This is a genomic window from Aquabacterium sp. UBA2148, from assembly GCF_002328915.1.
Lineage (GTDB): Bacteria > Pseudomonadota > Gammaproteobacteria > Burkholderiales > Burkholderiaceae_C > Aquabacterium > Aquabacterium parvum.
Genome location: NZ_DCXA01000216.1, coordinates 1,194 through 13,085, shown reverse-complemented (window position 1 = coordinate 13,085; position 11,892 = coordinate 1,194). Strand labels below are relative to the sequence as shown.

Here is an 11,892-nt window from a genome sequence, read left to right as displayed (position 1 = left end):
TTGCGGGACAGCCATGCCGAGCCTGCGGGTGCCTGGCCTGGCCGCACGTTGATCCCCACGCCGATGACGACCCAGCGGCTGCCGTCGGTGTCGTCTTTGCCGTCCGGGCCGCCGGGCAGGCCCGGAGCGGGTGTGGCCTCGATGAGGATGCCGCCCAGCTTGCGGGACCCGAGCCACAGGTCATTGGGCCATTTCAGGCCGATGGGGGGCAGGGCGGTGCCCAGGCCACTGGCGTGACGCGCTTGCAGGGCGCGGTCGAGCGATTGGGCCAGGCTCAGGCCCACGGCCAGCGACAAGGCGCTGCCACCGCCGGGCACGCTGCCGAGTTGCAAGGGCAGGCCCAGCGAGAAGGTGAGGGTGTCGCCAGGTTGGGCGGCCCAGCTGCGGCCTCGGCGTCCCCGGCCGGCGGTTTGGCTGGCGGCAACCAACGCGGTCGGCCAGGTCTGGCCGCGACGGCCGCGTTCCATGAGCTCGGTGTTGGTCGAGCCCACCTCGGGCAGCACGTCCAGGCTCAAGTCGGGCCAGCGGGGGGAGCAGGCCTCCCAGATGCGCTCGGCAGCAGCGTTCAGGTCGGCCAGGACCGGATCGATCGGGGGCGTCTGCATCCGGGGCCTTGTCGGTGAGTCGAGCGAAGGCTTCAGCGGCCTCGGCCTTTGGGCGCCAGCATGGTGCCTCGGCAGCTCGCCGCACCGCACCAGCACGCGTATTCCTTCTTGAGCTTGGCGGTCATGCGCTCGTCGATGACCAGGCCGTAGTCGAAGAAGAGCTCTTCTTCGGGCTCGATGTCGCGCAGGGCCATCAGGAAGACGCGGTCGCCCACCTGCTCGGCTTCGAGGTTGGGCTCACAGCTGTGGTTGATCCACTTGGCCGAGTTGCCCTGGTGCTTGCCGTCGATGACGTGGCCGTCGTCGAGGTGGAAGTAGAAGGTGTGGTTGGGCTGGCTGGGGTCGTGCGGGTGGCGGCGCAGCGCTTCCTTCCAGGTGATGATCTCGCCCTTGTACTCCAGCACCTTGTCGCCGGCGCGCAGCGGGCGGATGGCGTAGACACCCTTGCCATGCACGCCCGATTCACGCACCTGCGTGCGTCGGCCGCTGCTGGGTGCTTCGGCGTGGGGGCGGGCCGTGCGCACAGCCGGGCCGCGCGACGATGAGGGGACCGGGGCTGACTTTGGTGAAGCTGGGGCGGAAGTCCGGGTTTTCTTGGCGGCTTGCGTCATCGGCCAGTTTGGGTACATTGAATTGGTGGGCGCGCGCGTGTGCGTGTGCGCACCCGTGTGCACGCATGTGTGTGCGCGCGAGAGGCCGATTGTAGTGACGAACCCGGCCAACCTTTTCGACAAGACACAAACATCGCTCATGAGCAAAGCCCTGGTCATTGCAGAGAAGCCCTCCGTGGCCCAAGACATCGTCCGCGCCCTGACGCCCGTCGATGGCAAGTTCGAGAAGCACGACGAATACTTCGAGTCCGAGCACTATGTGGTGAGCTCGGCGGTCGGCCACCTGGTCGAGATCAAGGCGCCCGACGAGTTCGACGTCAAGCGCGGCAAGTGGAGTTTCAACAACCTGCCCGTCATCCCGCCGCACTTCGACCTCAACCCGATCGACAAGAGCAAGGGCCGGCTCAACGCCCTGGTCAAGCTCATCAAGCGCAAGGACGTCGAAACCCTGATCAACGCGTGTGACGCGGGGCGCGAGGGTGAGCTGATCTTCCGCCTGATCGTGCAGTACGCGGCCGACAGCACGGCCACGACGCGCGCCAAGGGCCTGGGCAAGGGCGTGCAGCGCCTGTGGCTGCAGAGCATGACGCCGGCCGCCATCCGCGATGGCTTCGAACAATTGCGCTCTGATGAGCAGATGCTGCCGCTGGCCAGCGCCGCGCGTTGCCGCTCCGAAGCCGACTGGCTGGTGGGCATCAATGGCACCCGCGCCATGACGGCCTTCAACTCACGCGACGGCGGCTTCTTTTTGACCACCGTGGGCCGGGTGCAGACGCCGACGCTGTCCATCGTGGTCGAGCGCGAAGAAAAGATCCGCAAGCATGTGTTCCGCGATTACTGGGAGGTGCGCGGCACCTTCGGTGCGCAGGCCGGCTCGTACGAGGGCAAGTGGTTCGCCCCGAACTTCAAGAAGGACAAGAACGCCGCCGAAGGCTCGGCCGAGGCCGAGTTCAAGGCCGACCGCATCTGGTCGGCCGCCGAGGCACAAGCCATCGCCGACGCGGTGCAGGGCAAGCAAGGCACCGTCACCGAAGAGTCCAAGCCCAGCACGCAGGCCAGCCCGCTGCTCTACGACCTGACCACGCTGCAGCGCGAGGCCAACTCGCGCTTCGGCTTCAGCGCCAAGACCACGCTGGGCCTGGCCCAGGCCCTGTATGAAAAACACAAGGTCCTGACCTACCCCCGTACCGACTCGCGCGCGCTGCCCGAGGACTACATCCCCGTGGTCAAGCAGACGATGGAGATGATCGCCGACGACGACCTGCCCGGCCCGCTGCGCGAGCTTTCGCAGCACGCGCGCAAGGCGGTCAACGACGGCTACGTCAAGCCCACCAAGCGCGTGTTCGACAACACCAAGGTGTCGGACCACTTCGCCATCATCCCGACGCTGCAGGCACCGCGCAGCCTGACCGAGGCCGAGGCCAAGCTCTACGACATGGTGGTCAAGCGCTTCATCGCGGTCTTCTACCCCTCGGCCGAGTTCCAGGTCACCACGCGCATCACCAAGGTGCCCGCCGCCGGCAAGGAGCACTGCTTCCAGACCAACGGCAAGGTGCTGGTCAAGCCGGGCTGGCTGGCCGTGTACGGCAAGGAAGCCGCCGAAGAAGGCGACGACGCCCACCTGGTGCCCGTCGAGGCCGGTGAGTCGGTGGCCAACGAAGACATCGCGGTGTCGGCCCACAAGACCAAGCCGCCCGCCCGCTACACCGAAGCCACGCTGCTGAGCGCCATGGAAGGGGCGGGCAAGCTCATTGACGACGAAGAGCTCAAAGCCGCGATGCAGGAAAAGGGCCTGGGCACGCCAGCCACGCGCGCGGCCATCATCGAAGGCCTGCTGACCGAAAAGTACATGCTGCGCGAGGGCCGCGAGATCATCCCGACGGCCAAGGCCTTCCAGCTGGTCACGCTGTTGCGCGGCCTGGGCGTGGAAGAGCTGACCAAGCCCGAGCTGACCGGCAACTGGGAGTTCAAGCTCTCCGAGATGGAGAAGGGGCGCCTGAGCCGCGAGGCCTTCATGGACGAGATCGCCGCGATGACGCAGCGCGTGGTGCAAAAGGCCAAGGAGTACGACCGCGACACCATCCCGGGTGACTACGCGACCTTGAAGACGCCCTGCCCGAACTGCGGCGGCGTGGTCAAGGAAAACTACCGCCGCTACACCTGCGTGGGCAGCGACGGCGGCGCGGACAAGCCCGGTGAAGGCTGCGGCTTCAGCATGACCAAGATCCCGGCCGGTCGCAGCTTCGAGCTCGACGAGGTCGAGACGCTGCTGAGCACGCACAAGCTGGGCCCGCTGGAGGGCTTCCGCTCCAAAGCTGGCTGGCCCTTCACGGCCGAGCTCAAGATGGTCAAGGACGCCGAGCTCAACGCCGCCGAAGACAAGAAGAAGCTCGAGTTGGTGCAGGCCAAGAACCAAGGCGACGCCCTGGTTCACAGCGTGCGCAAGTCGCTGACCGAGTACGGTGACAAGCTCGACGCCGGCGAGAAGGACAAGATCGAAGCCGCGATCAAGGACGTCGAAGAAGCCCTCAAGGGCGAGTCGAAGGACGACATCGAGGCCAAGACCAACGCCCTGATGACCGCTTCGCAGAAGCTGGGTGAGAAGATGTACGCCGACATGCAGGCCGCTCAAGGCGCAGCTGGTGCCGAAGGCGCTGGCGCTGCCCCGGGCGCTGATGCCAAGCCCGCCGACGACAACGTGGTCGACGCCGAGTTCAAGGAAGTCAAGAAGGACTGATCGGGGCATCCCCCCGGCTGATGAGGGCACAGGCCGTGTGAGCATCGCGCTCACGCCCTGTGCCTTTGTCGGATCTGAACACCACCACCATGGCAAAACGCGATTACTACGAAGTCCTGGGGCTCTCCAAAGGGGCCTCCGAGGACGAGATCAAGAAGGCCTACCGCAAGCTGGCCATGAAGTACCACCCTGACCGCAACCAGGGTGAGAAGGCCAAGGAAGCCGAAGAGCAGTTCAAGGAGGTCAAAGAGGCCTACGAGATGCTCTCGGACGCCAAGAAGCGCGCCGCTTACGACCAGTTCGGCCACGCCGGTGTCGACCCCAACATGGGCGGCGGCCGGGGTGGCCCCGAGGGCTTTGGTGGCTTCGCCGACGCCTTCGGCGACATCTTCGGCGACATCTTCGGACAAGGCGGTGGCGGCGGTCGTCGCGGCGGTGGCCCGCAGGTCTACCGTGGCAGCGACCTGTCGTACGCCATGGAGATCACGCTGGAAGAAGCGGCCGCCGGCAAGGACACGCAAATCCGCATCCCCGCCTGGGACGAATGCGGCGTGTGCAGCGGCACCGGTGCCAAGCCCGGCACCAGCGCCAAGACCTGCCCGACCTGCAATGGGGCGGGCACGGTCCACATGCGCCAGGGCTTCTTCAGCGTGCAGCAAAGCTGCCCGCACTGCCACGGCACCGGCAAGGTCATCCCCGAACCCTGCACGGCCTGCCATGGCCAGGGCAAGGTCAAGAAGACCAAGACGCTGGAAGTCAAGATCCCGGCCGGCATCAACGAAGGCATGCGCATTCGCTCGGCTGGCAACGGCGAGCCGGGCACCAACGGTGGCCCCGCTGGCGACCTCTACATCGAGATCCGCATCAAGCCGCACGACATCTTCGAGCGCGATGGCGACGACCTGCACTGCTCGGTGCCCGTGCCCCTGACGGCCGCGGCACTGGGCGGCAGCATCGAGGTGCCGACGCTGGGCGGCAAGGCCGAGATCGACATCCCCGAAGGCACGCAGCACGGCAAGACCTTCCGACTGCGCGGCAAGGGCATCAAGGGCATTCGCTCCAGCTACCCGGGCGACCTGTACTGCCACATCAACGTGGAGACGCCGGTCAAGCTCACCGAGCACCAGCGCAAGCTGCTCAAGGAGCTCGACGAGTCCTTCAAGAAGGGTGGCGAGAAGCATTCGCCCAACTCCAAGAGCTGGACCGACCGCGTCAAGAACATCTTCAAGTGACATTTGTCACACCAGGATGTCCACCAAGCGCCCTGCGGGGCGCTTTTTTCATGCCCGCGCCACCGCGACTCAAGAAGCCAGCCCACATGCCGAAAATCCCACAGGGCGTGTTCACACGTCGCGGTCGCCCTGGCCCCCACCCTGGCGACGCACCTTTCGTCTCGATTGCGTCGACCCATGACCTACCTGAGCTCCCTGCCCCAGATTCAGGCACTGATCGTCGAAGACATGGCTGTCCAGCAAACCACGCTGCGCGGCCAGCTTGCGCTGCTGGGCATCACCCGGGTCGACGCCACGGCCAACGCCGACGATGCCTACCGACTGGTCAAGTCCAGGCGCTATGGCTTGATCATCTGCGACTTCAACCTGAACCAGCGCACGGACGGGCAGCAGTTCTTCGAGCTCATCCGTGAACAGGGTCTGCTGCCAGCCGACTGCCTGTTTTTCATGGTCACGGCCGAGAGCTCTTACATCTCCGTGGCATCGGCCACCGAGCACCACCCGGACGCCTACCTGCTCAAACCCATCACCGCATCGGACATCGAAGACCGGCTCAAAAGCCTGCTCGAAAAGCGTCACGCCCTGCTGCCGGTGAACTCGTTGCTGGCAAAAGGTGACCTGGCCGGCGCGGTGACCCAATGTGACCAGCTGCTGCAGGTGCGCAACCGCTGGTTCATGCCCGTGCTGCAGATCAAAGGACAGACCCTGCTCAAGCTCGGCCGCCACGAAGAAGCCAAACAGGTCTACCAACAGGCCCTGGAGGTCAGGCCCGAGCTGATCTGGGCTCGACTGGGCCTGGCGCGCGCACACAAAGCTGCCGGGCAGTTCGCACAAGCTCGGCAGCTGGCGCAGGACATCGTCGACTCCGACGAAGGCGCGCGCAACGTCGCCGCCTACGACGTGATTGCCGAGTCGATGGAGGCCGCGGGTGACGCCGAGGGCGCCATGTGGGCGCTGCGCGACGCGGCGCTGGTGGTGCCATCGGCCAAACGGCATCGCATCTCTGGCGAATGCGCCTACCGCAACGGCGACCTGGACATGGCAAAGGCTTCGTTGATGAAAGCCACCAAGGCCAGCCGCGGCTCGGTCGTGGACAACCCACAAGACACCCTCTTGCTGGCTCAGACCTTGGTGGACCTGGGTCAACCCGCTGAGGCCATGAACCTCATCAAGGACGGCAACAAGTCCTACCGCACACACCCCACCTTCAGCCAGGTGTCTCTGGCGATCAAGGCGCAGGCGGAGTTGGCGGCGGGAGAAGCCGACAAGGCACAAGCGACACTGGAGCTGGCGCGCGCCGGCCTGAGCAAAGGCAAGGCCGACTTCGCGACCGTGGCGCTGGCCAAGGCAGAAATCGTCTGCGGGCACGAGGAAGCCGGCATGGCTTTGCTCAAGGACGCCATCAGCGCGGACCACGAGAACCTGCGCATCAAGCAGATGATCACCCGCACGCTCAGCGACACCGGCCACGAGGACAAGCTCGACGCCGTCATCGAGTCGGCCACGGCAGGCTTGCAAGGCAAAGTCTCGGACGCGCGCAAGCTGCTGCGCGACAGCCGCATCGACGAAGCGGTCGGCCTGATCGAGGCGGCGGCGCACGAATACCCCGAAAACACCGGCGTGTTGCTGCAAGCTTGCCAGATCAACTGCATGGCGCTGCGCTTGAAGAAGGAAGCCAACGCCGAACGGATCGAAAAGATCCAGGTGTACCTGGGAGAGCTCGAACGCCTGATGCCTGGTCAAGACCGGGTGGTGATGATGCGTCGCTACTTCCGGGAAACACTGGGCACGCTGGATGCCCACAGCCTGCAACACTGAGCCATGGACCGCAGCGCCGCCCTCGCCCTCATCGCGCACGACTTGAAAAACGCGCTGGGCGACCTCGAGACGGAGTTGTCGCAACTGATCGACGACCCTGCCCCGGTGCTGGCGCAACGGGCGCACCTGCATTGCACCGACCTGCGGCGGCAATTCGTGCAGTTCCTGACGCTCTACAGCGCCGGGCAGGATGGCCTGCGTGTGCTTTGCGAGGACGAGTCCCCCATTGAGCTGCTCGAAGCCTTGCTTCGGCAATGGTCCCTGAAGCTCAAACTGGACGACCACCCCATCTCCATCCACCTCAGGCAGACGGCCTCGCCACCGCCCTTCTGGTACTTCGACCGTCGGCTGGTTCAACTGGCGCTCGACTCGGCCATCCACAACGCCACCCGGTTCGCTAACGGACACGTGTGGATCGGGGTGCACGAGCAGGATGGCCAGCTGTGCTGGACCGTCGACGACGACGGCGCTGGCCTGGGTGCCGACGACCCAGGGCAAGAAAGTGCCACCGGGCTCGGACACGCCCTGGCAGAAGCCGTGGCACAGGCCCACCGTCATGCCAATCGCCGAGGCAGCGTCACGCTGGACACAGGCCCTGCCGGAGGCGTTCGGTTCACCTTGCAGCTGCCCTGATCCACGGGTCAGCCCCCTCAGCCCACAACGAGAAGGCCATGCACGAAGTCCTCAAGGCCCGAGACAAGAACGACGATGCGGAGAACTCGCCGCTGCACGACCTGCGCAACGCACGCGCCCTGGTGATCGACGTCAACCCGACATCGCGCAGCATCCTCAAAGGCATGCTGGTTGACCTGGGCGTGCCCAGCGATCGCGTCAAGCAAGTGGGCCGCTACAACGAGGCCCGCAGCGAGCTGGAAACCACCCAGTACGACGTGGTGCTGTGCGACTACCACTTCAACGACACCCAGCAAACGGGCGCAGACCTCATCGAAGAGCTCAGGCAGGGCAACAACCTGCCCTACGCCACCGTGTTCATCATGGTGACCTCCGAGGCGAGCTACTCACGCGTGGCCGAAGCGGCCGAGTCGGCCCTTGACTGCTACCTGCTCAAACCCCACACCCACAACGACCTGGCAGCGCGACTGGGCGTCGCCAGGCACCGAAAGCAGTCTCTGGCCGACATCTTCCAGGCCATGCAGGAAGAGGACTTCAAGCTCGCGGCGGGGCTTTGCCAGGCTCGCTTTGAAGCCAAAGGTGAGTACTGGATCTACGCCGCGCGCATCGGCGGCGAACTGCTGCTTCGGTTGAACAGGCATGACGAGGCCAAAGAGCTTTTCGAGGCCATCGATGCCACCAAGGCGATGCCCTGGGCGCGGCTTGGCGTGGCCCGAGCTCAGCTCGATTCAGGTCAGGTGGCCCCCGCCAAGCGCGTTCTCGAAAGCCTCATCGTGGACAACCCGTCGTACGCCGATGCTTACGACGTGATGGGACGCGCCAACTTTCAAAGTGGTGACTTCGACGCGGCTTACGAGACCTATCGCCACGCTGTCTCGTTGACGCCCTCTTCCCTGTCACGCCTGCAGAAAATGGGCTTGCTGGCCTTTCACCTGGGCAAGACCGACGAGGCCACACAGGTGCTCGAGCGCGCCACGGCCCTGGGCGTGACCTCGCGCATGTTCGACTTCCAGACCCTGGTGATGCTGTCGCTGAGCTACTTCGAGAAGCAGGACAGCAAGTCCCTTCAGAAGTCGCTCAATCAGATCATGCAGGCCCACGAAAAGGCCCCTCGCAGCGCGCGCTTGCGCCGCATGCACGAGATGGTCAACGTCCTGAGCCTGATGCTGCAGCGCCAGGTGGCCGACGTGGTGCGCCGCGTGAAGAACATGACGAGGGAGTTCGCCCAGCCCGATTACGACTTCGAGACCGCCGGCAACATGATGAGCCTGTTGCTCAAGCTTCGCGCCAGCGAGCTGGAGTTGCCCGATGCCGAGTTGTGGATCGAAAAGCTGGCGCGCCGCTTCTGCATCAACAAGGGCATGACGGACATGCTGGCCATGATGGTGCACGCCCATGAGCCTTATGAAGCACTGGTCCGCGAAAGCTACAAGCGACTGGTGACGCTGGCGGAGACCTCGCTGTCCAAGGCCAAGGCCGGCCAGGCCAATGGCGCCATCGCAGAGCTGGTCAGCCAGGGGACCACCACGGGCAACACCCGCATGATCGAGCTGGCCGACATGCTGCGTCAGCGCTACCAAGAGCAAGGCCTGGATGCCGATGTGCTGCAAAAGCTCGAGGAGCTGCAGGCCCGCTACGTGCGCAAGCCTGCCCCCATCAAGGCGTCACGATGACTTGACGCAGTCGACGTAGTAGCGCTTGCCGCCCTTGTTGGGCAGCTCTTCGGCCACCAGGCCGTGCACGTCGGTGGCAAAGCCCGGGAAGGCGTCGTTGAAGTCGCGCGTGAACTTCAGGAAATCGACGATCTTCTTGTTGAAGCGCTCACCCGGGATCAGCAGCGGGATGCCGGGAGGGTAAGGCGTCAGCAGCGCCGTGGTGATGCGGCCTTCCAGTTGGTCGACTTCCACGCGCTCCGTCTGGCGACGGGCGATGCAGGCGTAGGCATCCGAAGGCTTCATGGCGGGCTCCAGTCCCGACAGGTACACGTCCGTGGTGAGGCGGGCGATGTCGCCCTTGGCATAGGCTTCGTGGATGTTTTGGCACAGGTCGCGAAGGCCCATGCGCTCATACATCGGGTACTTCTGGCAGAACTCGGGCACCACACGCCACAGAGGCTGGTTCTTGTCGTAGTCGTCCTTGAACTGCTGCAGCGCCGTCAGCATGGTGTTCCAGCGGCCCTTGGTGATGCCGATGGTGAACATGATGAAGAAGCTGTAGAGACCCGTCTTCTCGACCACCACGCCGTGTTCGGCCAGGTACTTGGTGACGATGGACGCCGGGATGCCGGTCTTGGCGAACTTGCCCGAGACGTCCATGCCCGGGGTGATGATGGTCGACTTGATCGGGTCGAGCATGTTGAAGCCGTCGGCCAGGTTGCCGAAGCCGTGCCACTTCTCGTTGGCCTTGAGCACCCAGTCGGTGGGCTTGCCGATGTCGTCGGCCACGAGCTTTTCCGGGCCCCAGACCTTGAACCACCAGTCCTTGTCGTACTCCTTGGAGACCTTGCGCATGGCGCGGCGGAAGTCGAGCGCTTCCTTGATCGACTCCTCGACCAGGGCGGTGCCACCCGGCGGCTCCATCATGGCCGCGGCCACGTCGCACGACGCGATGATCGCGTACTGCGGCGAGGTGGAGGTGTGCATCAGGTAGGCCTCGTTGAAGAGGTGGCGGTCCAGCGGCACGGTCTGCGAGTCCTGAACCAGCACGTGCGAGGCCTGCGAGATGCCGGCCAGCAGCTTGTGCGTGGACTGCGTGGCGTACACCACCGCCTTCTTGGGGCGCGCGCGGCCCTTGCCCATGGCGTGGTACATGCCGTAGAACTTGTGGAAGGCGGCATGCGGCAGCCAGGCCTCGTCGAAGTGCAGGTTGTCGATCCAGCCGTCGAGCATGCCCTTGATGGTCTCGGTGTTGTAGAGCACGCCGTCGTAGGTGCTCTGCGTGATCGTCAGGATGCGCGGCTTGACCTTCTTGACATCGACGCCCTGCAGCAGCGGGTGCTTGGCGATCTTCTTGCGGATGTTGGCCGGCTCGAACTCGCTTTGCGGGATCGGGCCGATGATGCCGAAGTGGTTGCGCGTGGGCGTCAGGAACACGGGGATGGCCCCGGTCATGATGATGCTGTGCAGGATCGACTTGTGGCAGTTGCGGTCCACCACCACCACGTCGCCCGGCGCCACGGTGTGGTGCCACACCATCTTGTTGGAGGTGGACGTGCCGTTGGTGACGAAGAAGCAGTGGTCGGCGTTGAAGATGCGCGCGGCGTTCTTCTCCGACTCGGCCACGGGGCCGGTGTGGTCGAGCAGCTGGCCCAGCTCTTCCACGGCATTGCACACGTCGGCGCGCAGCATGTTCTCGCCGAAGAACTGGTGGAACATCTGGCCCACCGGGCTCTTCAGGAACGCCACGCCACCTGAGTGACCCGGGCAGTGCCAGGAGTACGAGCCGTCCTGGGCGTAGTCCATCAGCGCCTTGAAGAACGGTGGCGCCAGCCCATCGAGGTAGCCCTTGGCTTCGCGGATGATGTGACGCGCCACGAACTCCGGCGTGTCCTCGAACATGTGGATGAAGCCATGCAGCTCACGCAGGATGTCGTTGGGGATGTGCTCGGACGTGCGCGTCTCGCCATACAGGTAGATGGGGATGTCGGCGTTCTTGAAACGGATTTCTTCGATGAACTTGCGCAGGTTCAGCACGGCCGGGTCGAGCTCGGGGCCCGGCGTGAACTCCTCGTCGTCGATCGACAGGATGAAGGCGCTGGCGCGGCTTTGCTGTTGTGCAAACTGCGCCAGGTCACCGTAACTCGTCACGCCCAGCACCTCGAAGCCTTCCTTCTGGATGGCGTCGGCCAGCGCACGGATGCCCAGGCCCGAGGTGTTCTCGGAGCGGAAGTCTTCGTCGATGATGACGATGGGGAAACGGAAGCGCAGCATGGCCATTCCTGAATCAAAGGTGACGGGTCGGAAAAATGGCGAAGTGTAGGGTCTCAAGCCCCGGATTTGTTTGACGAAGCCGGGTTTTTGCGTCCACTCGCTTCAAATACCGCCGACAGGCAAGCCCGCCTGGGGAAAACGTCTGGCGCCGGCATAAACTGTTGCCCACATCCGTGAATCAGATATGGGGATGTCGGACACATGAGTGACTCGACGCTGTGGTGGATCGTGGCGGGTTTTTTCGTCAGCCTGGAGTTGCTGACGGGCTCGTTTTACCTGTTGATGCTGGCGCTGGGCGCCAGCGCGGCGGCTTTGGCTGCGATGGCG

Annotated in this window: 8 protein-coding genes; 5 read left to right on the top strand and 3 right to left on the bottom strand. The window is 64.7% G+C overall.

The window, feature by feature from the left end:
* Both B2W70_RS12075 and B2W70_RS12070 read right to left on the bottom strand, forming a co-directional pair.
* Positions 1-605 (bottom strand): biotin--[acetyl-CoA-carboxylase] ligase (locus B2W70_RS12075; RefSeq protein ID WP_286746002.1); only part of this gene is annotated, 605 nt, incomplete at its 3' end.
* 32 nt (positions 606-637) lie between these two features.
* Positions 638-1,216 carry an SET domain-containing protein gene (locus B2W70_RS12070; RefSeq protein WP_414631054.1) on the bottom strand — a complete coding sequence of 193 codons (579 nt, stop codon included), beginning with the start codon at positions 1,214-1,216 and terminating at the stop codon, positions 638-640.
* A 139-nt stretch (positions 1,217-1,355) separates the two neighbouring features.
* On the opposite strand from B2W70_RS12070, the gene B2W70_RS12065 reads away from it, so the two are divergent.
* The 5 genes from B2W70_RS12065 (at position 1,356) to B2W70_RS12045 (ending at position 9,309) form a co-directional block, all read left to right on the top strand.
* Complete coding sequence (locus B2W70_RS12065; RefSeq protein WP_286745999.1) at positions 1,356-3,953, top strand: DNA topoisomerase III; 2,598 nt, start codon at positions 1,356-1,358, stop codon at positions 3,951-3,953.
* Between the two features lie 89 nt (positions 3,954-4,042).
* The gene (gene dnaJ, locus B2W70_RS12060) at positions 4,043-5,185 is read left to right on the top strand and encodes a molecular chaperone DnaJ (RefSeq protein ID WP_286745997.1); all 1,143 of its coding nucleotides are present in this window, start codon (positions 4,043-4,045) and stop codon (positions 5,183-5,185) included.
* 177 nt (positions 5,186-5,362) lie between these two features.
* Positions 5,363-7,003, top strand: a complete 1,641-nt coding sequence (locus B2W70_RS12055; RefSeq protein WP_286745995.1) for a tetratricopeptide repeat protein — start codon at positions 5,363-5,365, stop codon at positions 7,001-7,003.
* A gap of 3 nt (positions 7,004-7,006) precedes the next feature.
* Complete coding sequence (locus tag B2W70_RS12050) at positions 7,007-7,636, top strand: sensor histidine kinase (protein ID WP_286745993.1); 630 nt, start codon at positions 7,007-7,009, stop codon at positions 7,634-7,636.
* Positions 7,637-7,674: 38 nt separating this feature from the next.
* Positions 7,675-9,309, top strand: coding sequence for a tetratricopeptide repeat protein (locus tag B2W70_RS12045; RefSeq protein ID WP_286745991.1), 1,635 nt, complete (start codon positions 7,675-7,677; stop codon positions 9,307-9,309).
* On the opposite strand, the gene B2W70_RS12040 is transcribed toward B2W70_RS12045, so the two are convergent.
* Positions 9,301-11,565, bottom strand: a complete 2,265-nt coding sequence (locus tag B2W70_RS12040) for an arginine/lysine/ornithine decarboxylase (RefSeq protein ID WP_286745989.1) — start codon at positions 11,563-11,565, stop codon at positions 9,301-9,303. The two genes, B2W70_RS12045 and B2W70_RS12040, sit on opposite strands and share 9 nt — an antisense overlap.
* Positions 11,566-11,892 lie beyond the last annotated feature (327 nt).

What these genes read in the sequence shown, in the direction of transcription:
- B2W70_RS12070 (WP_414631054.1), bottom strand. Translation starts at nt 1,216, where the DNA reads ATGACGCAAGCCGCCAAGAAAACCCGGACTTCCGCCCCAGCTTCACCA.
- B2W70_RS12065 (WP_286745999.1), top strand. Translation starts at nt 1,356, where the DNA reads ATGAGCAAAGCCCTGGTCATTGCAGAGAAGCCCTCCGTGGCCCAAGAC.
- dnaJ (WP_286745997.1), top strand. Translation starts at nt 4,043, where the DNA reads ATGGCAAAACGCGATTACTACGAAGTCCTGGGGCTCTCCAAAGGGGCC.
- B2W70_RS12055 (WP_286745995.1), top strand. Translation starts at nt 5,363, where the DNA reads ATGACCTACCTGAGCTCCCTGCCCCAGATTCAGGCACTGATCGTCGAA.
- B2W70_RS12050 (WP_286745993.1), top strand. Translation starts at nt 7,007, where the DNA reads ATGGACCGCAGCGCCGCCCTCGCCCTCATCGCGCACGACTTGAAAAAC.
- B2W70_RS12045 (WP_286745991.1), top strand. Translation starts at nt 7,675, where the DNA reads ATGCACGAAGTCCTCAAGGCCCGAGACAAGAACGACGATGCGGAGAAC.
- B2W70_RS12040 (WP_286745989.1), bottom strand. Translation starts at nt 11,565, where the DNA reads ATGCTGCGCTTCCGTTTCCCCATCGTCATCATCGACGAAGACTTCCGC.